We start from the raw sequence: 24558 nt of genomic DNA on the forward strand, positions 1-24558 counted from the left end.
CCGCCGTGCCGATGGAATTCTGGCTGCCCACAACGGTGATCGACGTGCTCGGCGAGCGGTTCGGCACCGCGCTGGTGCCGCCGCCGTTCGAGGTGCCCTACGCCGGGGCGACCACCGGCGAACGGCAGCGCGTGCGCGAAAAGGCCTGGCAGCAGCTGCGCGACGCCCGCCTGGCCAAGGGCGACAAGCTCGACCCGGACGTGGAGAACCTGCTTCGCGTCTGGTACCGCCCCGAGGTGCTGATCACCGGCCGCCTCAACCAGGAGGAGGGCCAGCGCGACATCCGCTACCGCGCCGTCTCCGAGCACCTCGCGGGCGTGCTCAGCGGCCAGGTCGGCGACCAGATCTCCTTCGAGGCCTGCCACGCCGACGACCTGGTCGCCGGGCTGATGCGCTACCTGCCGCACCTCGGTCCGGTGAACCTGCGCCCGGTCGCGGTGACCGAGCAGCCCAAGCGCGTCAAACCGGTCGAGGAGGACGAGATCAACCCCCGCGACCTCATCGACGCCTACGGGGAGACCGAACCCGCCGACCACCGGGCCGCGCAGGCCTTCTTCAGCTGGCCGGTCGGCCGGTTCGGCGTGTTCGACCTGTGGGTCCGCGGCCGCGACGGCAGGCTCAACGCCCAGGGCGGGGTGCAACTGTTCGACACCCAGGGGGGCCGGTTCGTGATCATCGGGGAGAAGCTCTCCGACGGCTCGAAGCGGCGCCACTTCGTGCCGTCGGACGGCAGCCACCTCCGGCGCTGGATCCACGACCGGATCGCCCGCGCCCGCGACGACCGCTGACCCACCCACCACCCCGATCCGTCCACATCGGACAGACCGGGACCCCGCCGCTTCCCAACCGCGGCCCGACCTGGCAAAATCCCCCGTCCCCGCTGGTCAACGCCGAGGAACGGGGTGGTATGGACAACTCGGACCCACTGCTGTCCGCCGCGCTGCTGCATTCGCTGGCCGACGGCATCCTCCAGGCGGCGGGCACCCCATCGGCGCAGGCGGCGGTGGTGGCCGGTTCCCTGGTCCGGTCCAACCTGCTCGGCCACGACGAACTCGGCGTCCGGCGGCTGCTCACCTACATCCCGCAGGTGCGCTCGGGGGAGATCGACCCGCGGGCCCGGCCGAAAGCGGAGGCGATCCGCCCGGGCGCGGTGATCGTGCACGGTCAGCGCGCCTTCGGGCAGCTGTGCGCCGTGCACGCGGTGCGCGAACTGAGCGTGCTCGCCGTCGAGCACGGCAGTGGGGTCGCGGCGATCCGGGACGGCAACGACGTGGGCAGGCTCGGCGAGTACGTCGGCGCGCTGGCCGACACCGGACTCGTGGCGCTCGCCTTCGGCAACGCCGCGACCACCCCGGTGGCGTGGGCGTTGCCGCGCGCTACCGGCAGCCCGCCCCTGATCTTCGACGGCGCCGCCTCACCGGGTGCGGAGATCTTCGCCGCGCTGGTCGGCGGCCTGCTCTCCGGGCACGGCCTGCCCGGGATGCCCGGCTACGACAGCGACGCCGGTACCGTGCTGGTGGCGGTGGACATCGCGGCTTTCCTCAACCCGGCGGTTTTCCGGGAACAGGCGGAAACGTTCTGTGAGAGCCTTTCCGGGGTACCCGGGGAGCCGGAAGAGCTCGTCCGCCGCCGCCGGGCCGCGGACGGGGTGCCGATCCCGGCGCCGGACCTGGCCGGGCTCCGGGCACTTTTGTCGGATGGAACGGATAGGTGAGTCAACGATGGCCGTGCCGCGGCTGAGCCGGACGACGCTGGGTGCGAGCCGGCCCGAACTGCTCGACAGCGTGCAGGCCGACGACATCGGCGCGGGCATCCTGCACCTGGGCATCGGCGCCTTCCACCGCGCGCACCAGGCGGCGCTGACCGAGCAGGCGCTGCTCGTCGAGCCGGGCGACTGGGCGATCCGCGGGGTGAGCTACCGCGGCAGCGGCGCGGCCGACGCGCTGAACCCGCAGGACGGCCTGTTCACCGTGGTCGAGCGCGGCCCGAACGAGCGGTTCCGCCTGATCGGCTGCGTGCGCGAGGTGCTCTACCGGCAACCGGACGCGGTGCGGGCCGCGCTGGCTTCGAGCGAGTGCCGGATCGTCACGATCACGGTCACCGAAGCGGGCTACCACCACGACCCGGCCACGAACCTGCTCCGGCACGACGATCCGGAGCTGGCCGCCGATCTGGCCGGGCGCCCGCCGCACACGGTGATCGGCCAGCTGGTCGACGGCCTGCGCGCGCGGCGCTCCCGTGGTGAGGACGCGCCGATCACCGTGCTCTCCTGCGACAACCTGCTCGACAACGGCAAGGTGGTCGCGGGCCTGGTGCAGGACTTCTGCGGCAGGCTGGGCGATTCCGCGCTCGCCGGGTGGATCCACGACCACGTGGCCTTTCCGTCCACTGTGGTCGATCAGATCGTGCCGGCGACCACAGAGGACTGCCTGCGCGAGGTGGAGGCGCGACTGGGCCTGGTCGACCTGGCCGCTGTGGCCGGTGAGGGCTACCGGCAGTGGGTGATCGAGGACTTCGACGGCCCGCGCCCGGCCTGGGACCGGGTGGGCGCCCGGTTCGTGCCGGACATCTCCGCCGCGCAGGCCCGGAAACTGCGGCTGGTCAACGGAACCCATTCCGCGATCGCCTACCTCGGGCTGCTCGCCGGGCTCGGGACGACCGCGGAACTGGTGCGGGAACAGGATTTCGCCGGGTACGTCCGGGCGCTCGTGTGCGGCGAAACCGGTCCCAGCCTGGGAGACGTCGCGACCGACGACGCGGAACGGCTCCTGCGGCGTCTCGCCACGCCCCGCATCGACCACCGGCTCACGCAGATCGCCGCGCAGGGCGCGCGGAAACTCCCGCAGCGCCTGCTCGAACCGGCCCGCGAACTGATCGAAGCGGGCCAGGAGCCGCGGCTGATCTGCCTCGGCATCGCGGGCTGGATCAGTTTCCTGCGTGGTGCCAAGGAACTCGACGACGACAGCCGGGAACTCGCCGCCGCGCCCGACCTCGACCGGTTGCTCGCGGCGTGGCGGGGTTGCCCGGAAGACCTGCGTGCGTCGAGGACCTTCCGCGACCTCATCGCGGACGCCCTGCGCGCGATCGAGGTGGACGGGGTGCGGGCGACCGTGCGCCGCATGACGGAAGAGGGGAACTGAGTGCGGCTCAAGGAAACGGTCGCCGTGGTGACCGGCGGTGGCACCGGGATCGGCCGCGCGACCGCGCTGGCACTGGCCGAAGCCGGGGCGGCGGGCGTGGTCGTCAACTACTCGCGGTCGGCCGAAGACGCGGAACAGACCGTGGCCGACCTCGCCGCGCTGGGCTGCGACGCGGTGGCCGAGCAGGCCGACGTGGCCGACGACGCGCAGGTGCGGGCGCTCGCCGGGCGCGTGCTCGAGCGCTTCGGCCGCGTCGACGTACTGGTCAACAACGCCGGTACCACCTTCCGCGTGCCGCACGCCGATCTCGACTCGCTCACCGACGACGTCTGGCACCAGGTGCTCGACGTGAACCTGCTCGGCCCGTTCCACTGCGTACGCGCGTTCGCCCCGGCGCTGACCGAAGCACGGGGCGCGGTGGTCAACGTGGCGTCGATCGCCGGATACCGCGCGGGCGGTTCCTCGGTGGCCTACGGCGTGAGCAAGGCGGCCTTGCTGCAGCTGACCCGGAACCTCGCGGTGGGCCTGGCACCGCACGTCCGGGTGAACGCGATCGCGCCCGGCACCGTCGCCACCCGCTGGCAGACCGGGTTGCACGGCGCCGAAGCCTTCGAGGAACGCGCCAGGGCCGAGCGGGAAACGGTGCCGTTGCGTGAGATCTCCGGTCCGGAGCACGTCGCGCAGGCGGTGCTCGGGGTGCTGATGATGGACCTGGTGACCGGTGAGGCGGTCATCGTCGACGGCGGCAAGCACGTGCTCTACTGACCAGCCGTTGGTAGGTGTCCTTCCCCGCGTCCGCCGCGTAGAAGGAGTTCATGACACTTCGCCGGGTACGAGCCGTCACCATGTCGAGCGCTGTCAGCGCTGTCGCTTTGCTCGCCCTCGCCGCGCCCGCGCACGCGGGCCCCGGTGAGCAGCCGAACCCGCCGAGCTGGGGCCTGGACCGGATCGACCAGCGGGCCGGGCTCGACCAGCTCTACCGCTACGAGACGCGTGCCGAGACGGTGACCGCGTACGTGATCGACACCGGCGTGAGTTCCGTGCCCGATCTCGCCGGGCAACTGCTGGCGGGCAAGGACTTCGTCGACGGCGACGACAACGCGGCCGACGGCAACGGGCACGGCACGCACCTCGCCTCGATCATCGGCGGCGAGCAGTACGGCGTGGCCAAGGACGTGAAGATCGTGCCGGTGCGCGTGCTGGACGCCAACGGCAGCGGCTCGGTGTCGACCGTGGTGGCCGGGATCGACTGGGTGGCCAGGAACGCGGTGCAACCCGCCGTGGCGGTCCTCGGGGTCGGCGGTTCGCCGAACACCGCGATCGACAACGCCGTGCGCGGGCTGGCCGCCGTGGTGCCGGTCGCCGTGCCCGCCGGTGGTTCGGCGACCGACGCGGGCAAGTTCTCCCCGGCGAGGGTGGCCGAGGCGCTGACCGTGGCCTCGTCCGATCGGCAGGACCGGGCGGCGAGTTCGTCGAACTACGGGGCCTCGGTGGACCTGTACGCACCCGGCGTGTCGATTCCGTCACCCGCGCCCGACGGCAGCGTCCGGGTGCTTTCCGGCACCTCCACCGCGGCCGCGCACGTGACCGGCGCGGCGGCGCTCTACCGGGCGCTGCACCCCGCCGCGACCGCTCCGCAGACCGCCCAGGCCGTGGTCGACGCGGCCACGAAGGACAAGCTGACGGGGGTTCCCGCGGGGACGCCGAACAGGCTGCTCTTTTCGCTGGTCAGTGCGCAGCTCCGTTGAGGGTGGTGGTGGGTGGCGGGAGGGCACTCACGCCCTGACCTGGGGCGCAACCCGTACGGTGAATGATGTCCATCACCTGGACTTCAACTCCCGGTGTGCGGGACTAACACGGTAACGTGCCTGAACCGACCTACCGATCCGTAAAAGAGGAAGGACCGGGGCATGTTCCGCAAGGTGCTCGTCGCCAACCGCGGTGAGATCGCGATCCGGGCGTTCCGGGCGGGCTACGAACTCGGCGCGGGTACCGTCGCCGTCTTCCCGCACGAGGACCGCAACTCGCTGCACCGGCTCAAGGCCGACGAGGCGCATGAGATCGGCGAACCGGGGCATCCCGTCCGCGCCTATCTCTCCGTCGAGGAGATCGTGCGGGCCGCGAAGAAGGCGGGCGCCGACGCGGTCTACCCGGGTTACGGCTTCCTGTCGGAGAACCCGGACCTGGCGCGGGCCTGCGAGGAAGCGGGCATCACCTTCGTCGGGCCGAGCGCGGACATCCTCGAGCTGACCGGCAACAAGGCGCGCGCGGTGGCCGCGGCACGCGAGGCCGGGGTGCCGGTGCTCGGTTCCTCCGAGCCGTCCTCCGACATCGACGAGCTGGTCGCGGCGGCCGAGGGCCTGGGCTTCCCGGTGTTCGTCAAGGCCGTCGCCGGTGGTGGCGGCCGCGGCATGCGACGGGTCGAAGACGCGTCCACACTGCGGGAATCGATCGAAGCGGCGGCCAGGGAGGCCGAGTCGGCCTTCGGCGACCCGACGGTGTTCCTGGAGAAGGCGGTCGTCCAGCCGCGGCACATCGAGGTGCAGATCCTCGCCGACGGCGAGGGCAACGTGGTGCACCTGTTCGAGCGCGACTGCTCGGTGCAGCGGCGGCACCAGAAGGTGGTCGAGCTGGCCCCGGCGCCGAACCTGCCCGCCGGACTGCGGGAACGGATCTGCGCCGACGCGGTCAACTTCGCCAAGAAGATCGGCTACCGCAACGCCGGCACGGTCGAGTTCCTGCTCGACCGCGAGGGCAAGCACGTGTTCATCGAGATGAACCCGCGCATCCAGGTCGAGCACACGGTGACCGAGGAGGTCACCGACGTCGACCTGGTGCAGTCGCAGCTGCGCATCGCGGCCGGGCAGACACTGGCCGACCTCGGCCTGTCGCAGGACAAGATCTACCTGCGCGGGGCCGCGCTCCAGTGCCGGATCACCACCGAGGACCCGGCCAACGGGTTCCGCCCGGACACCGGCATGATCAGCGCCTACCGCTCGCCCGGCGGCTCGGGCATCCGGCTCGACGGCGGCACCGCCTTCGCCGGTACCGAGATCAGCGCGCACTTCGACTCGCTGCTGGTGAAGCTGACCTGCCGCGGCCGCGACTTCCCGACCGCGGTGGGCCGTGCTCGCCGCGCGGTGGCCGAGTTCCGCATCCGCGGCGTCGCCACGAACATCCCGTTCCTGCAGGCCGTGCTGGACGACGAGGACTTCCGCGAAGGCCGCGTCACCACCTCGTTCATCGACGAGCGCCCGCACCTGCTGACCGCGCGGCACTCCGCCGACCGCGGGACGCGCCTGCTCACCTACCTGGCCGACATCACCGTCAACAAGCCGAACGGCGAGCGGCCGCGCTCGATCAACCCGGTGCAGAAGCTGCCCGCGGTCCCCGAGCACGAGCCGGCGCCGGGGTCGAAGCAGAAGCTGGTCGAGCTGGGCCCGGCCGGGTTCGCCCGCTGGCTGCGGGAGTCGCCGAACATCGGCGTCACCGACACCACCTTCCGCGACGCGCACCAGTCGCTGCTGGCCACCCGCGTCCGGACGAAGGACCTGCTCGCGGTGGCCCCGGTGGTAGCGCGCACGCTGCCCGAACTGCTTTCGCTGGAGTGCTGGGGCGGCGCCACCTACGACGTCGCGCTGCGGTTCCTCGCCGAGGACCCGTGGGAGCGGCTGGCCGCGCTGCGCGAAGCCGTGCCGAACATCTGCCTGCAGATGCTGCTGCGCGGGCGCAACACCGTGGGCTACACGCCCTACCCGACCGAGGTGACCAACGCCTTCGTGCAGGAGGCCGCGGCGACCGGCATCGACATCTTCCGCATCTTCGACGCGCTCAACGACGTCGAGCAGATGCGCCCGGCGATCGACGCCGTGCGGGAAACCTCCTCGGTGGCCGAGGTCGCGCTCTGCTACACCTCGGACCTCTCCGACCCGTCGGAGAAGCTGTACACCCTGGACTACTACCTCAAGCTGGCGGAGCAGATCGTCGGCGCGGGGGCGCACATCCTGGCCATCAAGGACATGGCCGGGCTGCTGCGGGCGCCCGCCGCGGTGAAGCTGGTCACCGCGTTGCGCAAGGAATTCGACCTGCCGGTGCACATCCACACGCACGACACCCCCGGCGGGCAGCTGGCCACCTACCTGGCGGCCGTCAACGCCGGTGCGGACGCGGTCGACGGCGCGGTCGCGTCGATGGCGGGCACCACCTCGCAGCCGTCGCTGTCCGCGCTGGTCGCGGCGACCGACTACTCCGCGCGCCCGACCGGGCTGGACCTCGGCGCCATCGGCGACCTGGAGCCGTACTGGGAAGCCGTGCGCAAGGTCTACGCGCCGTTCGAGGCAGGCCTGGCCTCGCCGACCGGACGCGTGTACCACCACGAGATCCCCGGCGGGCAGCTGTCCAACCTGCGCACCCAGGCCGTGGCGCTGGGGCTGGGCGACCGGTTCGAGGACATCGAGGTGATGTACGCCGCGGCGGACAAGATCCTCGGGCACCTGGTCAAGGTCACCCCGTCGTCCAAGGTGGTCGGGGACCTGGCGCTGCACCTGGTCGGCGCCGGGGTCTCGCCGGCCGACTTCGAGGCGGACCCGAGCAAGTTCGACATCCCGGACTCGGTGATCGGCTTCCTGCGCGGTGAGCTGGGCGACCCGCCGGGCGGCTGGCCGGAACCCTTCCGCACCAAGGCACTCGAAGGCCGTGCCGCGGCCAAGCCGGTCGCCGAACTGTCCGAAGAGGACCGAGAGGCACTGGCGGAGGAACCGCGCCGCACGCTCAACCGGCTGCTGTTCCCCGGGCCCACCAAGGAGTTCGAGAACCACCGCGCGGCCTACGGCGACACCAGCGTGCTGCCCAGCAAGGACTTCTTCTACGGGCTGCGCCCGGGCGAGGAGTACCAGGTCGACCTGGAACCGGGCGTGCGGCTGCTGATCGAGCTGGAGGCCATCGGCGAGGCCGACGAGCGCGGCCTGCGCACGGTGATGTCCAGCCTGAACGGGCAGATCCGGCCGATCCAGGTCCGCGACACCTCGATCGCCTCGGACATCCCGGCCACCGAGAAGGCGGAGAAGGGCAATGCGAAGCACGTCGCCGCGCCGTTCGCCGGGGTGGTCACGCTGTCGGTGAGCGAGGGCGACGAGGTCACCGCCGGTGCGACCGTGGCCACCATCGAGGCGATGAAGATGGAGGCCGCGATCACCGCGCCCAGCGGCGGCAAGGTCGGCAGGCTGGCGATCAACTCGGTGCAGCAGGTGGAGGGCGGCGACCTGCTCGTCGTGCTGGAATGACCGCGTGACGACCACGGCGCGCCCGCTGGGCTCCTGGCTGCTCGGTTCGGCGGACCAGCGCGACACGGTCCTGCGGGTGCGGCTGAACCTGCTGCTGATCACCTCGATCGTGCTGGCGAACGTGATCGGCGCGCTGGTGGTGATCGCGCTGGTGGTCCTGGTCATCCCCGGCCCCAGCGTGTTCGCCCCCGACCTGGTGTTCTGGCAGGCGGTCGTGCTGCCGGTCTACGTCGGGCTGTCCCTGCTCGTCGGGGTGGTCTGGGGCCGGAGGCGCGCCGTGCGCACGCTGAGCTGGGTGTTCGAGGGCCGGGCCCCCAGCCAGCGTGAGCGGCGCACGGCGCTGCGGGTGCCGATCCGGCTGGCCCGCGTGCAGGCGGTGTTCTGGGTCGGCGCGACGCTGCTGTTCACCACGGTGACCGCGCTGGAACTGCCCGGCGCGGCGTTCAAGGTCGGCTTCACCGTGGCGTTCGGCGGCATCGTGGTGTGCGCGAACTCCTACCTGCTCAGCGAGTTCGCCCTGCGGCCGGTGGCCGCGCGGGTGCTCTCCACCGGGCCGCCGATGCGCCGCCGCGTGATCGCCGGGATCACCGTGCGGATGCTGCTGGCCTGGCTGCTCGGCACCGGGCTGCCGGTGCTCGGGCTGATGCTGGTGGCGGTGTTCGCGCTGATCCGCGACGACGTCACGACCGAGCAGCTGTCGTTGGCGGTCCTGGTGCTCGGCGCGGTGATCGGCGTGTTCGGCTTCCTGCTGGTCACCCTGACCGCCAGGGCGACCGCGGCCCCGGTGCGCACGGTGCGCGCCGCGCTGGCGCGGGTGGAGAAGGGCGAGCTGGACACCGAGGTCGCTGTGTTCGACGGCACCGAGCTGGGGCAGCTGCAGTCCGGGTTCAACCGCATGGTCGACGGCCTGCGTGAACGCGAGCGCATCCGCGATCTGTTCGGCAGGCACGTCGGCGAGGAGGTCGCCGAGAAGGCGCTGGAGCGCCAGGCCGGGCTGGGCGGCGAGGTGCGCGAGGTGGCGGTGCTCTTCGTCGACGTGATCGGCTCGACCACGCTCGCGGCCACGCGGCCGCCTGGCGAGGTCGTCGAGCTGCTCAACCGGTTCTTCGCGGTGGTCGTGTCGTCGGTCCACGCGCACGACGGGTTCGTGAACAAGTTCGAAGGCGACGCGGCGCTGGCCGTGTTCGGCGCGCCGGCGGACCAGCCGGACGCGCCGGGGCAGGCGCTCGCGGCCGCCAGGGAAATGGGCAGGCGGCTGGTCGACGAGGTGCCCGAGTGCCAGGCGGGCATCGGGGTAGCGGCGGGACCGGCGGTCGCCGGGAACATCGGCCACGAGAGCCGGTTCGAGTACACCGTCATCGGCGACCCGGTGAACGAAGCGGCCCGGCTGACCGAGCTGGCGAAGGCGGTGCCGGGGCGGGTGGTCGCCTCGATGGCCGCGGTGGAGGCCGCCGCGAAGGGCGAAGGCCGGTGCTGGCAGCAGATCGACGAAACGGTGCTGCGCGGGCGGACCGAGGCCACCAGGGTCGCCGCCCCCCGCTGAATGCGCGCGCGAGCCGGCGCGGGAGTCGTTACGTTGGCGGGGTGCGTATTCATGTTGTGCCGCAGACCCAGGGCGCGCTGACCCCGCGTGCCGCCCAGCTCGCCGACGGGGCCCGCGGGCTCGGGGCACTGGCCGCCGAGGTGCTCGGCGTGCTGGCCACCGAGGTCCCCGTGGACTCCTCCAGCGATCCGTCCGTAGTGGACGGTGTCGCCAACCGCGACGCGCTGGTGCGCAACCGGGCCGGGCAGCTGGCCGCGCTGGAAGCACCCGCGGCGAAGGTGATCACCATCGGCGGCGACTGCGCGGTGGAGCTGGCACCGATCGGCGTGGCCCGGTACCGCCACGGCGCGGGCCTCGGCGTCGCCTACTTCGACGCCCACCCCGACCTCAACACCGCGGACAGCTCACCGTCCGGCGCGTACCACGGCATGGTCCTGCGTTCGCTGTTCGGCGAGGGCGACCCGGAGTTCGCCGCGGACCCGGCCCTGGTGCCGGGTCGCGCGGTGCTGGTCGGCGCCCGTTCGATCGACCCGGCCGAGCAGGACGCCATCGACCGCGGCCTCGCCGTGGTCGCTTCGCCCGATGACCTGCCCGCGCGACTGCGCGACAGCGGCGCGGAGTCCGTCTACCTGCACCTCGACCTCGACGTGCTCGGCCCCGGTGAGTTCGACGGGCTCAACTACCCCGAGCCGGACGGGCTGAGCGTGCCCGCGCTGGTCGCCGCGATCCGTTCGCTGGCGGAGTTCGAGGTGATCGGCGCGGGCGTCACCGAATGCGTCACCGCCGACCGGGACGAACTGCGCAAGCTCGTCCCGGTACTGGAGGCGATCCGGGATGTCCTGCTTTAGCAGACCGCGCAGCGCAGGAACGACCGCACCGCGAACGGGGTGCTCGAGGTGGTGCTCTGCCGGGACAGTTCCGCGCGCTGCTGGCCGGACTCACCGCACGTTTTCGACTGCATGGTGATGTTGACGTTGGTGTTGTTGGTCATCGAGTAGGCGTAGTGGGGGTTGAGGATGTTCCAGCAGCCGTCGGCGCCGTGGGGACCGTCCGCCCGCTGGCCGTTGTAGTTGTCCTGGTTCCACCAGCAGATGTAGTTGTTCGCGCAGTCGTTGACGCCCTCGGCTTCCGCCGCCGAGGCGGCCGCGGGAGCGAGCGCCAGCGCGAACAACGCGGCGGCCACGAGCTGGGTGAGTTTCGAGAGCACGGTGGGTTTCCCTTCCCCAGTGGTGACGGGCGCGTCACGGCCCGTCACGGGAAGGGTAGGCAGCTCAGCCGCGGGTCGTCACGGCTTTTGCCCCACGCTGAAGAGCATGGTGGCGATCTCCGAATCGGGCAGGCACAGCACCGAGCCCAGCGCGCGGTCGTCGAACGCGGCGACCGCGCAGCAGGCCAGGCCCAGCGCGGTGCCGACGGTGTAGAGGTTCTGCACCGCGACCCCGGCGTCCACGTGCAGCGTGCGGTAGTGCCGCAGCGGGTACTGGGCGAAGGCCACGTCCAGCCGGGCGGTCAGCGCGATGGTCACCGGCGCGGTCGAGGCGAACTCCGGCTGCAGGAACACCTCGGTGAGCTGGGCTGTCGGGTCGTCCGCGCTGACCTCGATCAGCTGGTGCGAGACCGACTCGTACCGGTAGATGCCGGGCGGGACCCCGTCGGCGTGGCGGACCAGCAGGTACGCCCGCAGGCACAGCAGGCCGCCCGCGCTCGGGGCCATGCCCAGCGGGTGCTTCTCCACGCCCTGGGCCTGCACGAACCGCTGCACGCCGAGGGCGAAGCGCAGCAGCGCGCTCAACGCGGCCATGTCGAGGGGCCGGTCGGCGAACTTCACCGCGGACCGGCGTTGCACCAGCGTGCCGACCAGGTCCACCCGGGGTGGCTCGAGGTCCGGCAGCGGGATCCGGTGCCCGTTGGGCTGCACGGGGCGGTCCCGGGTGTCCTCGGACTGCCCGTTCAGCATCGCGTGCACGGCCTTCGCCGAAGAGAGCGCGTCCGCCATTCGCCCAACATAGTCGATTGCGTCCGTTCGGCCGTATGGCAGACGATCTTTGCCGGGTACTTTTCCGGACCCGATCGTCAGCCGATCCGGTGAGCGGTGTGAAAGCGGCCCGCGAAGGCGGTCATCGGGCGGTTATTGTCACCGCGCCCACAGCTCGGAGCGGTGATTTTGTCACCTGGGTGACAAGAAATCGGTTTCTTCTGGGTTTCGTGACACGTTTGGGGTTACTTTTCCGATGTGCTCGACGTCACCCCGTAGTGCGTCGGCGGCCTCGGCAGAGGCGCGTCGCGGGGAACGAGCGGAGCAAAGGAGCTGCGATGACGGTCGAGCGCGGGCTGAATCCGGTGGAAACCCGCCCGGTACTTCCCCGGCGGCTGGCCGAGATCCTGCGCCCGGAACTACCCACGCTCGGCGGGCAGATCGTGGAGGAGATCCGCACGGTCATCCCCGAGTACGGCCGTCCGCTCGACGGCCCGTACGGGCGCTCCATCCGCGCCGGGGTGGACTGCGCGATGTCGTTGTTCGTCGACCAGATCGCCGATCCCGGCTCGATCAAGGAAGAACTGCTCGACGTGCACCGCAAGCTCGGTCAGCTGGAGATGCGCGAGGGCCGCAGCCTGGACACGCTGCAGGCCGCCTACCGCGTCGGCGCCCGGGTCGCCTGGCGGCGGATCATGCTGGTCGGCAGGCGGGCCGGCCTGTCCTCGGCGGTGATGTCGGAACTGGCCGACGCGATGCTCGCGTTCATGGACGAGCTGGCCTCGATCGCGCTGGACGGCTACCTGGAGGCCAAGGCCTGCTCGGCGGGCGCGCTGGAGACCTGGCGCCGGCGGTTGCTGCAGCTGATCCTGGAGCGCCCGCAGCCGCCGCGCGAAGCCATCGCCGAACTGGCCCAGCTCATCGGCTGGACGATGCCCGCGAAGCTGTTCGCCGTGGCCGTCCGCACGCCCGGCGGGGTGTCGCGCCGGATGCCCGCGCTGGACGAGGACATCCTCGCCGAGCTGGACGCACCCGAACCGCTGCTGCTGGTGCCGGGCGAGCCCGCGGACACCCGGCTGGCGGCGATCCAGAACGCGCTGCCCGGCTACCGCCTGTCGGCCGGACCCGCGGTCCCGCTGGAGGCGGCGGGGGATTCACTGCGCTGGGCCCGGCGTGCGCTGGCACTGACCGGTGAAGGCCTCCTCCCGGCGCGGCGGCTGATCCGGGCCGAAGAGCACCTGGCCACCGTGTTGCTGCATTCCGACGAGGGTTTGATCGCGCAGCTCCGGGAGCGGCACTTCGCCCCACTGCGGGGCATGACCGACAAACAGCGCGGCAGGCTCACCGAGACGCTGCGGGCTTGGCTGGATGCCCAAGGGAACGTGCTCGAGATAGCCGAGCGCCTCAAGGTGCACCCGCAGACCGTGCGGTACCGGATGCGGCAGCTGCAGGCCACCTTCGGCGAAAGTTTGGAGGACCCGGACGCGCGGTTCGAGATGGAGCTGATCCTGCGCAGCGAACCCAGACCGGGCATCGCCCGAGACGGCCGCGAAGCCGGCGACGGCCCCAACGGCGCCTGGGCCCGGTACCGCCTGGCCGAGGTGATGCCCGTACCGCGCACCGCCCACAGCGGCCCGGTCACCCCACCCGGACCGCCACGCTCACGACGCTCACCCGCCTGACCCCGGTCTGCTTCGACCACCTCGCTGACTTCGGCGAGCTTTGCCGGGCAGGGTGGGTGCCTGCTCGCCGATTCGGCCACCGCGACGCTCATCCGCCTGGCCACGGCTCGCGGGTGGCTTCGGCGACGTTTCTGATTCGCCTGCTTACGGCTCTGGGTCGGCTTCGGCCACCCCGCCAACAGAGTGGGCAGGCTACGCCGGGCAGGATGGATGCCTGCTCGCCGGGGCAGCGCGCCGCGCGATGCTCGCCTGCCTGGCTGCGGCTTCTGCGGGATGGCTTTGGCCACCTTCGCTGATCTGGTGAGCTGTCGGTGGGCGCCTGCTCCCGGCGTCTGGCTACGCCTTCCGGATCTCCTCGAAGACGTCGCTGACCAGGGTGAGCAGGCTTTTGCTGAGCAGCGCGTGCACCTGCTCACGGGTCAGTGCGCCTCGCACGAGCCATTCCCGTCCGGCGGCCTTGACCATGCCGCCGTACGCCCGGACCAGTGCGTTCAGTTCGCTGTGGCACGGGTCGTCGGCGGCGATGCCGACGGCTTCCAGGACGCGGTCCGCCGATTCCCGGTCGGCCTCTTCGAGGATCTGCTCGACGGTCAGGTCCCGCCCGATGCCTTCGGGCGCGATCGCGGCCAGCCACAGGTTCTCCTGGCGGCTGACCATGTCGAGGAACCAGCCGACCGCCGCGTCGACGCGCTGCTCCAGCGTGCCTTCTGGCAGGATCTCCACGGCGAAGTGCGGCACGGTCAGCGCCCGCCGGATCACCGCGAGGTACAGCTCCCGCTTCGTGCCGAAGTAGTGGTTGATCAAGCCCCTGGCCACGCCCGCCTCCGCCGCGATGTCCGAAGTGGACACCTCGGCGTAGGGCCGCTGGCCGAACAGCTCGGCCGCGCAGTCGAAGATCTGTTCCTTCCTCGCGTCCGGTTCCAGTCTTCGCCATTTGGGTGCGGACTCCGTGCTCATGTCCGGCATTTTCGCACGAACCGGCCGTCCGCACCCGTGCCAACGGGGGCTACCGCCGGGTAGGGCGACTTCGGTCGGGCAGCACCAACGGGGCTATTTCCCCGAACAGGTCACCGGGTCCTGGATTGTCCGGCTCGGTGCGCCCGCCGAAGTGGTGCAGCACGCCCCACACGGCGTTCAGCGCGGTCTGCACCGCGCCCTCGGCCCAGCCCGCGGTCCACGAGACGTCGTCACCGGCGAGGAACAACCCGCGGTACCGCTCCGGCAGCCGGTCCTGCATGAAATGGGTGAACAACCGCTCCTGGTAGCGGTAGTGCCCGGGCAGGTTCGCCTTGAACGCGCCCATGAAGTGCGGCTCGGCCTCCCACGAAACGGTGACCGGGTCGCCGGTGATGTGCCGCCGCACGTCCACGCCCGGGTAGATCTCCCGCAGCGACTGCAGCATCACCTCCACCCGCTCGCCCGCCGACAGCGGCAGCCACTTCAGCGAGTCGTCGGCCCAGGTGTAGGACAGGCAGATCACCGCGGGCGCGTCCGGGCCGGAGTCGAGCAGGTAGGTGCCGCGGGTCATCCGGTCGGTGAGCGTCATGCTCATCGTGTCGCGGCCGGTGACCGGATCGGGGTCGAGCCAGAACGGCCGGTCCACCGGCACGAAGACCTTCGACGACTCCATGTAGTGCGTGCGCTCGATGGCGGTCCAGTGGTCGATCGGGAACAGCGACTCGTCGCAGGAGATCTTCGCCAGCAGCAGCCAGCTCTGCGCGGTGAACACCGCGGCCGGGTAGGTGCGGATGCCGCCGTCGGTGTCGGTCACGGTGATGTTGTTCGGCGCGGTCCGGTGCAGGCGCGCGACCCCGGGCCGCGGTGCGCCGCCGTGCAGCGAGCGCAGGCTGGTGCCGGCCGGCCAGTGCGTCAGCCGCGCCGGGACGCGGTCCCACAGGCGCAGCGGCAGTTGCTGGCTGCCGCCGATGATGCTGCGGTGCTCGTCGTCCGCGCCGGTGTAGACCACGCGCAGGATCTCCAGGATGGAGTTGGGGAAGTCGGTGTCCCAGCCGCCGGTGCCGAAGCCGACCTGTCCGAAGATCTCGCGGTGGCGGAACGAGGCGAACGCCGGGGAGTCGCAGAGGAAACCGTAGAACGTCTGGTTGTCCAGCTTCTCCACCAGTTCGTTCCAGATGTCCTTGATGCGCTTGACGTCCCGCCGCCGGATCGCGTCCTGCATCTCGCCGAACGCGGCCTGGCTGTCGAGCGTGGCGTGCCAGGCGGCGGACACCTCACCGAAGACCGGCGGCAGGTCGGCGGGCGAGGTGGCGTAGTGGCTCTGTCCTTTGAGGTCCACCACCGTGCTCGGGGTCTCCGGCGCCAGCGGGTTCGGGAAGGCCTTGGTGCTCAGGCCCACCTTGTCGATGTAGTGGAACAGCGAGGTCGACGAAGGCGGGAAGCGCATGGCACCCATCTCGGCGACCACATCGGACGGACAGCCGTCGAACCGGACCGAGCGCAACCGCCCGCCGAGCTGGTCGGCCTCGTAGACCACCGGCCGCAGCCCGAGCTTCATCAGCTCGTAGGCGGTGACCAGTCCGGACAGCCCGCCGCCGATGACCGCCACCTCGCGGCCGTGGTGTTCCGGCGGCACCGAGCCGAGCCCGGCCGGGTGCGCGAGGTAGTCGTCGTAGGCGAAGGGGAAGTCCGGGCCGAACATCGTGATCGGCCCGCCCGGCGGTTCGGGCGTGTGGATCGCGGTGGGCACGGCGGAGGTCATGCTTGGGCCTTCTTTCCGGACAAATCAAGCCTTTCGTACAGCTCCGGCCGCCGATCGGCCAAGTAGGTGTTCTCCCGGCGGGACGCGGCCAGCCGGTCGGGGTCGACGGTGGCCAGCAGGAGCTCGGTCGCACCCCCGGCGCGCGCGAGTTCGGTGCCGTCGGGTGCCATCACCACGCTGCGGCCGCAGTAGGTCAGCTCGCCCTCGGTGTCGCACCGGTTGACGTAGGCCAGGAAGAGCTGGCTCTCGTAGGCCCTGGTCGGAACCACGACGTCGGTGACGATCTCGTACGGGCGCATCAACGCGGTCGGCACCGCGAGCAGTTCCGTCCCGGCGAGGGCGTGCGCTCGCACCATTTCCGGGAATTCGACGTCGTAGCAGATGAGCAGGCCGACGGTGAGGCCGCCGATCTCGGCCTGCACGACGGTCCGGTCACCGGCGGAGAAGTGGGCCTTGTCGAGGTCGCCGAAGAGGTGGGTCTTCCGGTAGTTGGCCCGGATCCGCCCGTCCGCGTCGATGAGCTGGACGCTGTTGTAGACGGTGCCGAGGCCGCGTTCGGGGTAGCCGTAGGCGATCGCGATCCGGTGCTCGCGGCAGATCTCCGCGATCCGGCGTGCGGTCGGCCCGTCCGCCTGTTCCGCGAGGTCCTCGATCGACTCCCCGATGTTGTAGCCGGTGGTGGCCATTTCGGGGCAGATCAGCAATCCAGCACCACCGCCACGCGCACGGGCGGCGGCGTCGGCGAGTTCGGGCAGGAAGTCCTCGGCGGGACCCTGGAAGGCGGCGACGATCATGCGCGCGCCAGCTTCGACCGCCGGATGCCGTAGGCGAAGTACAGCACCAGGCCGGACACCATCCAGCCGGCGAAGGTGAGCCAGGTGGCCACGTCCAGGCTGAACATCATGTACCCGCAGCAGAGCACGCCGAGCAGCGGCGTGACCGGCGCGAGCGGCACGCGGAACGTCCGTGGCAGGTCCGGACGGCGGCGGCGCAGCACCAGCACGGCCACGTTGACCAGGCCGAACGCGAACAGCGTGCCGATGCTGGTGGCGTCGGCGAGGTTGCCCAGCGGGACGAACGCGGCGAGCACCGCGACGAAGCCGGAGACGACGTAGGTGTTGACCCGCGGGCTCCCGGTCTTGGCATCCACTTTGGACAGTGCTTTCGGGACCAGTCCGTCGCGGGACATGGCGAAGAGGATGCGGGTCTGTCCGTACAGGACGGTCAGCACCACGCTGGAGATCGCCACCAGCGCGCCCGCGGCCAGCAGCGCGGCCCAGAGCTTGTTGTCCAGCACCGCGGTGACCACGTGGGCGAGCGCGGCTTCGGAGCCTTCGAACCGCGTCCAGTTCAGCGCGCCGACCGCCGCGAGGCCGACCAGGCAGTAGAGCAGGGTGACGATGCCCAGGGAGAGCAGGATGGCGCGCGGCAGGTCGCGCTGGGGATTCTTGGCTTCCTCGCCCGCGGTCGACGCGGCGTCGAAACCGATGTAGGAGAAAAACAGTTTCGCCGCGCCCGCGCTCATCCCGGCCAGGCCGAGCGGCAGGAACGGGCTGAAGTTCCCGGCCTGGACCGCCGAGAAGGCGATCACGCAGAAGAGCAGGAGCGTGGCCACCTTGATCACCACCATGATCGCGTTCGCCCGCGCGCTCTCCCTGGCGCCGGCGAGCAGGAGCACCATGGCCAGCAGCACGATCACGATGGCGGGCAGGTTGACCAGGCCGCCGTCGCCGGGCGGGCTGCTCAGCGCGGCGGGGATCGTCACGCCGAGGGTGAGGTCGAGCAGTTCGTTGATGTACTGCCCCCAGCCGACGGCGACCGAGGCCACGGAGACGCCGTACTCCAGCACCAGGCACCAGCCGCAGACCCACGCGACCAGCTCGCCGAGGGTGGCGTAGGCGTAGGTGTAGGACGAACCGGACAACGGGATCATCCCGGCCAGTTCCGCGTAGGACAGCGCCGAGAACAACGCGGTGATCCCGGCCAGGACGAACGAGAGCACCACGGCGGGCCCGGCCACCGGCACGGCTTCACCCAGGACGACGAAGATGCCGCTGCCGAGTGTCGCGCCGATGCTGAGCATGGTGAGCTGGCTCAGTCCGAGCGTGCGCCGGAGCGTGCCGCCCTCCCCGTGGCCGCCTTCGGCGAGCAGGACGTCCACCGGTTTGCGCCGGGTGAGGGCGGCGCGGAGCCCGGGTCGGGGCGGATCTGTTCGCTGGCGCACCGGCACACGGTAACTGCCGTTCCTGGCGCGGAAAACACGAGATCATTGTGTGTTCTGGCTCTCATGCAGCGGTTCGTTGTTCCCACGGCCGATCACCAACCCATGCTTGGACACCCTGTCGAGAACGGAAAGCGGTTGATCGACGACGAGCCCGGCGGCATGCTCGACCCGCACCGGTTCGACGGCGTCGGCGGCGGACTCGAAGCCCGCGCTTTCCGCCTCTACCGGGGACATTTACCACGCGGACCAGGGGGAACGCCGTGCAGATCCGTGACTTCACCGAAGCCGACTGGGCTCAGGTGTGGCCGATCGTCGAAGAGGTCGTGCGGGCGGGCGACACCTACACCTACGACCCGGCCATGACCGCCGAGCAGGCGCACGACACCTGGGTCGCGCGACCGCCCGGGCGCACGGTCGTCGCGGTGGAGGACGGTCGCGTGCTCGGCACGGCCAAGATGGGCGCCAACCGTGAAGGGCCCGGAGCGCACGTGGCCACGGCCAGCCTGATGGTCGACGCCCGGGTGCGCGGCAAGGGCGTGGGGACCGGATTGTGCCGATACGTACTGGAGTGGGCGCGCACCAGCGGGTTCGCCGGGATGCAGTTCAACGCCGTCGCCGAGTCCAACACCTCGGCGGTGGAGATCTACCGGCGGCTCGGGTTCGAGATCGTCGGGACCGCGCCCGGCGCCTTCGCCCACCCCGAGTTGGGCCGCGTCGGGCTGCACATCATGTACTGCGACCTCACCGCCACGCCGCACCCCAGTTCCGGACCGGCGGATCGCCCAGCAACCCGGCCGCGGTGAGGATGCGCACAGCTTCCGGGCCGACCCTGGCCACCTGCGCGCCACTCGAACGGACCTGCGCCATCGTGTCGTAGCGCCTCGGCCCCGGGCCCGCGGTGTGCGTCCACCAGGCGACCGTGGCACAGGTGGCTTCCCGCAACGCGCGCCGCGCGATCGGGCCACCGGGTCGCGGCGGGGTGTAGGTCGCGGTCATCAGCAGGCCGTCCACCAGCGCGGACGCCTGGCGCAACGTGGGCTCGAGGCCCTCGGGCGGTGCGGGCAACGCGCGGGAGCGCGCGTAGTCCTCGGGCGTGGCGTGCGCGGCGATCATCTGTCCCCTTCCCGTCGAGCGGTCGAGGGTGGGATGCAGCCGCCACGAAAGCGTGACGCGAGTGGGATTGTGGCGCTGGACACGCCTACCGGTACACGGTGTCCAGCCAGCCGCGCAGGGCCTTGCCGCTGCTGACCGCGTTGGCGTCGCGGGAGAACAGGTGCAGGCTCACGCCGACCGGGGCGCCCCAGGCGTTGCGGCCGAACACCCGGTACAGCGCGTCGTCGGTGCGCAGGCCGAGGAACCAGTCGTCGAGGTGGTCGACCACCGCGGTCCGCGGTTCGCCGGCGAGGCCGACTTCGAGCTTGTCGCCGACTTCGCTGACACCGAGCGCCCGCAGCAACCGGGTGAACCCATCGGGCGCCAAGGAAGCCTCGGGTGCGTCGGCCGCGACGTAGGTGGCCGCGCGACCGGGGAAGTGGCTGACGTACTGGCCGAGCGTGTGCAGGTAGAAGTCGGTGTGCTTGGCCGCGCCGTCGTATTCGTGGTCCCAGTCCTCTTCGGCGAGCATGCCGCTGTGCACGAACCGCAGCACGGTGCTGCCCGCGCGGCCTTCGATGACCCACTCCAGCGCGTTGAACGAACCGTCCGGCTGCTCGGCTCGCAGGGCGTACCGCTCCGGCGGCGTCCAGTCGAGCACCTGGTGGTCGTCGAGCAGGCGGTAGCCCTCCGCCTCGTCGTCGGACTCGGTGGGGAACATCCACCCCGAGGTGCCCGCGGTGATCGCCGCCCACACCTGCGCGGGCGTCGCGGGAAGCGTGACCTGGCGGCGGATCTCGAACTCGCGGGGCATCCGGCCACCGTTCCACCGAAGAAAAAACTTGTCAACAACCCGCTGTCGATCCCGGCCCTCCGGGTTCGACGCGTCGGCAACACCACGCCGAAGATGGAGGTCGACGTCATGCGGTTCATGATCCTGATGAAGGCGGACGAGCGGAGCGAGGCAGGCGAGGCCGCCACCGAAGCCGAGCTGGCCGCGATGTACAGCTACAACGAGCAGCTGGTGAAGGCGGGCGTGCTGCTCGGCGGGGAAGGGCTGCACGCGAGCGCGCGCGGCACCCGCGTCACGCTCACCGCGGACGAGACCGTGGTGGAGCACGGGCCGTTCCCCCAGCCGCGTGAGCTGGTCGCGGGTTTCTGGCTGATCCAGGTGAAGTCACGGGAAGAGGCCGTCGCGTGGGCGCGGCGCTGCCCGGCACCCGAGGACGGCCGGACCGTGCTGGAACTGCGGCAGGTGATCGAAGCCGACGACTTCGGCGACGCGCTCACCCCGGAACTGCGTGAGGCCAACGACCGGCTGCGGGAGATGACCGTGTCCTGACGTGCGGGAGGACGGTGGCGCACCGGGCGCCACCGTCCCTTGTGGAGCTACTTGGCGGTCAGGGTGTAGACCGTGGTGCCGGTGGCTCCGTCCGCGCCGGTGGCCGTGATGGTGATCGGATACGTGCCGGGCGCGGCGTTGAGCACGAAGAAGGTCAGCGTGGAGCTGCCGCCGTTCGCCACCGTGGCCGGGTTGAAGAAGGCGAACACGCCCGGCGGGACCGCCGCCGAGAGCGTCAGGTTCCCGCTCCCGCCCGAGGCCTTGACCGTGGTGCTGACCTGGGTGCCGAAGCCGCCGGTGCCCGAGGACGGCGACGCCGCGACGCTGACGTCACCGGCCGGGGCCCCGACCACCAGCGTGAGGTCCGCGGTCCGGCTCGCCGAAGCGGCCTTGCCGGTGACCGTGATCCGGTAGGTACCGTCCGGTGTGGACTGTCCGGTGACGACGGTCAGCTTGGCGCTTTCCCCGACGGTGACCGAGGTCGGCGCGAAGGTGGCCGTGGCACCCGATGGCAGGCCGGTGGCCGACAGCGTGACGGCCTCGGCGGTGCCCTTGACCAGCTGGGTGGCCACGGTCACCGAAGCGGCCCCGCCCGGCTCGCCCACGGTGACCGAACCGGGCGTCACCGACATCGAGAAGTCGTTCGCCGGTTGCTGACCGCCGCCGATGAACCCGGTGTAGAGCAACCGGTTCGGCGAGCCCGAACCGGCGTTCTTGACCACACCCTCGGTCGCGTTCGAGGTGAGCGCCGAGTTGACCTGCGCCGGGGTCGCGGACTTGTTCGCCTGCAAGTAGAGCGCGGCCGCGCCGGCGGCGTGCGGGCTGGCCATCGACGTGCCCGACATGCCGGTGCTCGCGGTGTCGTTCAGGTGGCTCGCCGAGGTGATGTTGCTGCCCGGCGCGAACAAGTCCACGCAGGTGCCGATGTTCGAGAACGACGAGCGGTTGTCGCTCGCGTCGGTCGAGGCCGCGGTCAGCACCTCGGGGATCTTCGCCGGACCACGGGCGCAGGCGTCGCCGCCGTTGTCGTTGCCCGCCGCGACCACCGTGGCCACCCCGGCCTGGAGCAGGCCACGCAGGGCGTCGTCCCCGATGCCCGCGGTGTCGAAGGTCATGCTCATGTTGGCGACCGCGGGTTTCGCCGCGTTCTGGGCCACCCATTCGATGCCTTCCAGCGCGTCGGAGTCCGGCGCCGACCCGCCGCAGCCGAGCACCTTCACCCCGACCAGCTGGACCTTCTTCGCCACGCCCCAGGTCTTGCCGCCGATGGTGCCCGAGACGTGCGTGCCGTGGCCGTGGCAGTCGTTCGCGTCCGGATCGGTGTCCACGAAGTCGTAGCCGGACTTCGCCCGGCCCTCGAATTCGCTGTGGCTGTACCGGATCCCGCTGTCGAGCACGTAGGCCGTGACCTCGGCGGCGGTGTTGGCGTAGGTGTAGTTCTTGTCGAGCGGGAGGTTCCGCTGGTCGATCCGGTCGATGCCGTAGGTCGCGTTGGGTTGCGTACCGGCCGCGCGGGCGGTGCCGTCCTGGTAGACCGCCTTCACCGCCGGATCCGCGGCCAGCCGCCGGGCCTGCGCCTCGCTCAGCCCGCGGACCGCGAAACCACGCATGGACACGCTGAACGTCGACTTGACCTCACCACCGTAGCGATCGGTCAGCGAAACCGCCGCCGACTCCACAGTGGACCGATCGTGCAGCGACACCACATAGCCGCCGGACACCGGCTCACTGGCCTGGACCACTGTCCCTTGCGGTGACGAAGCGGCCGCGGTTCCCGGGAGCATCGCCAGCAACGCCGCCGAGCCGAGAAGACCCAAAAACGCGCGCATCAGAAGCTCACCCCGAACGAGTCGATGGAACCGATGTCGTAGGCGTAGACGTCCCGCACCCGCAGTGTCCAGGTGCCCGACTTCGGCTCGGCCGAGGCGTTCACGCTGAACGTGGAGTTCAGGTCGATCGAGCTGTTCCCACCGGCCTGCTTGAGGTTGTAGGCCTTGCCGCTTGGCCCGAGCAGGTCGATCACCAGGTCACCGGTGTACGGGTGGCGGATCGAGACGGCGACCTTGGTGGCCGAAGTGGCGTTGCCCTCGCAGGAGGCGATGACCACCGAGCTGGTGACCGCCGCCCCGGCGTCCGGAATGGCCACGTCGTCGGTGTTCGTCGCGCCCGCGCAGGTCGGCGGCGGGGTGGTGCCGGTGACGCGGAGCAGTTCGTTCGGCGAGCCCGAGCCCGGGTTCTTCACCGCGTTGTGCGTGGCGCCCTGCACGAGTGCGGTGCGGACCTGCGCCGGGGTCGCCGACGTGTTCGCCGCCAGGTGCAGCGCCGCGGCCCCCGCGACGTGCGGAGTCGCCATCGAGGTGCCGTTGATCGTGTTCGTCGCGGTGTCCCCGGTGTACCAGGACGAGGTGACCGAGGTGCCCGGGGCGAAGATGTCGGTGCAGGTGCCGTAGTTCGAGAACGACGAGCGGTTGTCCGAGCTGTCGGTGGCGTTGACCGTGATCGCCTCCGGCGTGCGGGCCGGGCTGGTGCTGCACGCGTTGGTGTTCGAGTTGCCCGACGCCACCGCGAAGGTGATCCCGGCGCCGATCGCCTTCTTCACCGCGTCGTCGACCGCGCTGTTCGCCTCGCCGCCGAGGCTCATGTTGGCCACCGCGGGCTTCTTCGCGTTCTTGGCCACCCAGTCGATGCCGCCGATGACCTGCGACCATTCGCCGTTGCCCTGGCAGTCCAGTACCCGCACGGCGACCAGGCTCACCTTCTTGGCCACGCCGTAGCTCTTGCCGCCGATGGTGCCCGCCACGTGCGTGCCGTGGCCGTTGCAGTCGTTGGCCACCGCGTCACCGTCGATGAAGTCGTAGCCGTTCTGCGCGCGGCCTTCGAACTCCTGGTGGCTCAGCCGGGCGCCGGTGTCGAGCACGTAGGCCGTCACGCCCGCGCCCGCGTGGTCCGGGTAGGTGTACTTCTTGTCCAGCGGCAGCGCCGCTTGATCGATCCGGTCCAGGCCCCAGGTGGGGTTGTCCTGGGTGGCGTCGGCGCGGGCGATGCCGTCCTGCTGCACGTAGGCGACCGCGGGATCGGCCGCGAGCCGCCGCGCGGCGCCCGCGTCCATCCGGGCGGAGAAGCCGTTGAGCGCGGTTTGGTAGGTCAGCTTCACCTCGGCGCCGTACCGGCTCGACAGCGTGCCCGCGCTGCTCGCCTGTGCCCCGTCCTTCAGCACCACGATGTAGCTGCCGTCGATCGCGCCCGGCTGCCCGGCACCCCGGACCTCGCCCTCCTGAGCCTGTGCCGTGGTGCTCGACAGCCCGGCGACGACCAGCGCGGCCGATCCGGCGACCAGGGCCCGTGACCAGGCCCGGTGTTGTGCACGCATTCACCCACTCCTCTCCGCTCGGCCACCCGGTGGCGGTGACCAGGTGATCAGCGTCGGGCGGCTGAACGGCGCGAACAAGCGAGGCGGTGTTCCGTACGGGTACGTAACTATTGTCGGCACGGTAGGCGCTGTCCGGTGAGTCAAGGTCGCGCTCTCCGCGCCCAGGCGGCCCCTGGCGGCACGGGCGAG

22 protein-coding genes are annotated in these 24558 nt (G+C 71.1%); 11 read left to right on the plus strand and 11 right to left on the minus strand.

Translation table 11 applies throughout. The features are described 5' to 3' along the window. The first annotated feature begins 11 nt into the window (after positions 1-11). From JOM49_RS13955 to JOM49_RS13990, 8 genes are all read left to right on the plus strand, one after another. The gene (locus JOM49_RS13955) at positions 12-788 is read left to right on the plus strand and encodes an ESX secretion-associated protein EspG (protein ID WP_209664719.1); all 777 of its coding nucleotides are present in this window, start codon (positions 12-14) and stop codon (positions 786-788) included. Positions 789-907: 119 nt separating this feature from the next. Next, the gene (locus JOM49_RS13960) at positions 908-1714 is read left to right on the plus strand and encodes an Ldh family oxidoreductase (RefSeq protein ID WP_209664720.1); all 807 of its coding nucleotides are present in this window, start codon (positions 908-910) and stop codon (positions 1712-1714) included. Between the two features lie 7 nt (positions 1715-1721). Beyond that, positions 1722-3140 carry a mannitol dehydrogenase family protein gene (locus tag JOM49_RS13965; protein WP_209664721.1) on the plus strand — a complete coding sequence of 473 codons (1419 nt, stop codon included), beginning with the start codon at positions 1722-1724 and terminating at the stop codon, positions 3138-3140. Further along, positions 3141-3905: an SDR family NAD(P)-dependent oxidoreductase gene (locus JOM49_RS13970; protein ID WP_209664722.1), complete on the plus strand. Its 765-nt coding sequence runs from the start codon at positions 3141-3143 to the stop codon at positions 3903-3905. Positions 3906-3955: 50 nt separating this feature from the next. Continuing rightward, positions 3956-4888, plus strand: coding sequence for a S8 family peptidase (locus JOM49_RS13975; RefSeq protein ID WP_245369325.1), 933 nt, complete (start codon positions 3956-3958; stop codon positions 4886-4888). Between the two features lie 162 nt (positions 4889-5050). Continuing rightward, positions 5051-8422 (plus strand): pyruvate carboxylase, encoded by a 3372-nt coding sequence (locus JOM49_RS13980; RefSeq protein WP_209664723.1) that lies wholly within the window; start codon positions 5051-5053, stop codon positions 8420-8422. 4 nt (positions 8423-8426) lie between these two features. Continuing rightward, positions 8427-9965: an adenylate/guanylate cyclase domain-containing protein gene (locus JOM49_RS13985; RefSeq protein WP_209664724.1), complete on the plus strand. Its 1539-nt coding sequence runs from the start codon at positions 8427-8429 to the stop codon at positions 9963-9965. Positions 9966-10006: 41 nt separating this feature from the next. Next, a complete protein-coding gene (locus JOM49_RS13990; protein ID WP_209664725.1) occupies positions 10007-10813 on the plus strand; it encodes an arginase family protein in 807 nt (268 codons plus the stop codon). On the opposite strand, the gene JOM49_RS13995 is transcribed toward JOM49_RS13990, so the two are convergent. Continuing rightward, positions 10810-11172 carry a hypothetical protein gene (locus JOM49_RS13995; RefSeq protein WP_209664726.1) on the minus strand — a complete coding sequence of 121 codons (363 nt, stop codon included), beginning with the start codon at positions 11170-11172 and terminating at the stop codon, positions 10810-10812. The genes JOM49_RS13990 and JOM49_RS13995 overlap by 4 nt on opposite strands. A 78-nt stretch (positions 11173-11250) precedes the next feature. Continuing rightward, complete coding sequence (locus tag JOM49_RS14000; protein WP_209664727.1) at positions 11251-11961, minus strand: SagB/ThcOx family dehydrogenase; 711 nt, start codon at positions 11959-11961, stop codon at positions 11251-11253. Between the two features lie 317 nt (positions 11962-12278). Between JOM49_RS14000 and JOM49_RS14005 the strand changes: the two genes are divergently transcribed. Next, on the plus strand, positions 12279-13622 hold the full coding sequence (locus JOM49_RS14005) for a PucR family transcriptional regulator (protein WP_209664728.1): 1344 nt from the start codon (positions 12279-12281) through the stop codon (positions 13620-13622). 336 nt (positions 13623-13958) lie between these two features. On the opposite strand, the gene JOM49_RS14010 is transcribed toward JOM49_RS14005, so the two are convergent. From JOM49_RS14010 to JOM49_RS14030, 5 genes are read right to left on the minus strand one after another with little or no spacing between them, the layout of a single operon-like run. Beyond that, the gene (locus JOM49_RS14010; RefSeq protein WP_209664729.1) at positions 13959-14579 is read right to left on the minus strand and encodes a TetR/AcrR family transcriptional regulator; all 621 of its coding nucleotides are present in this window, start codon (positions 14577-14579) and stop codon (positions 13959-13961) included. Between the two features lie 49 nt (positions 14580-14628). Next, entirely contained in the window at positions 14629-16341 is a 1713-nt protein-coding gene (locus JOM49_RS14015) for a flavin monoamine oxidase family protein (RefSeq protein ID WP_209664730.1), read from the minus strand. After that, entirely contained in the window at positions 16338-17135 is a 798-nt protein-coding gene (locus JOM49_RS14020) for a carbon-nitrogen hydrolase family protein (RefSeq protein ID WP_209664731.1), read from the minus strand. Before JOM49_RS14020 ends, JOM49_RS14015 begins: the two co-directional genes overlap by 4 nt. Continuing rightward, on the minus strand, positions 17132-18565 hold the full coding sequence (locus JOM49_RS14025; RefSeq protein ID WP_209664732.1) for an amino acid permease: 1434 nt from the start codon (positions 18563-18565) through the stop codon (positions 17132-17134). The genes JOM49_RS14020 and JOM49_RS14025 overlap by 4 nt, the downstream gene beginning before the upstream one ends. Positions 18566-18607: 42 nt before the next feature. Beyond that, positions 18608-18799 carry a hypothetical protein gene (locus JOM49_RS14030; protein WP_209664733.1) on the minus strand — a complete coding sequence of 64 codons (192 nt, stop codon included), beginning with the start codon at positions 18797-18799 and terminating at the stop codon, positions 18608-18610. 26 nt (positions 18800-18825) lie between these two features. Between JOM49_RS14030 and JOM49_RS14035 the strand changes: the two genes are divergently transcribed. Continuing rightward, entirely contained in the window at positions 18826-19368 is a 543-nt protein-coding gene (locus tag JOM49_RS14035; protein ID WP_209664734.1) for a GNAT family N-acetyltransferase, read from the plus strand. On the opposite strand, the gene JOM49_RS14040 is transcribed toward JOM49_RS14035, so the two are convergent. After that, positions 19307-19678 (minus strand): hypothetical protein, encoded by a 372-nt coding sequence (locus tag JOM49_RS14040; protein ID WP_209664735.1) that lies wholly within the window; start codon positions 19676-19678, stop codon positions 19307-19309. The two genes, JOM49_RS14035 and JOM49_RS14040, sit on opposite strands and share 62 nt — an antisense overlap. An 85-nt stretch (positions 19679-19763) precedes the next feature. After that, complete coding sequence (locus tag JOM49_RS14045) at positions 19764-20471, minus strand: SRPBCC family protein (protein WP_209664736.1); 708 nt, start codon at positions 20469-20471, stop codon at positions 19764-19766. Positions 20472-20579: 108 nt separating this feature from the next. Between JOM49_RS14045 and JOM49_RS14050 the strand changes: the two genes are divergently transcribed. Further along, positions 20580-20999: a YciI family protein gene (locus tag JOM49_RS14050; protein WP_209664737.1), complete on the plus strand. Its 420-nt coding sequence runs from the start codon at positions 20580-20582 to the stop codon at positions 20997-20999. Between the two features lie 47 nt (positions 21000-21046). Here the strand turns inward: JOM49_RS14050 and JOM49_RS14055 are convergent, their stop codons facing one another. Together JOM49_RS14055 and JOM49_RS14060 are read right to left on the minus strand one after the other, a co-directional pair. Then, on the minus strand, positions 21047-22828 hold the full coding sequence (locus tag JOM49_RS14055; protein WP_209664738.1) for a S8 family peptidase: 1782 nt from the start codon (positions 22826-22828) through the stop codon (positions 21047-21049). Continuing rightward, positions 22828-24369 carry a S8 family peptidase gene (locus JOM49_RS14060; RefSeq protein WP_209664739.1) on the minus strand — a complete coding sequence of 514 codons (1542 nt, stop codon included), beginning with the start codon at positions 24367-24369 and terminating at the stop codon, positions 22828-22830. The genes JOM49_RS14055 and JOM49_RS14060 overlap by 1 nt, the downstream gene beginning before the upstream one ends. Between the last annotated feature and the right edge of the window lie 189 nt (positions 24370-24558).

Origin of the sequence: Amycolatopsis magusensis (assembly GCF_017875555.1) — a bacterium.
Taxonomy (GTDB): domain Bacteria; phylum Actinomycetota; class Actinomycetes; order Mycobacteriales; family Pseudonocardiaceae; genus Amycolatopsis; species Amycolatopsis magusensis.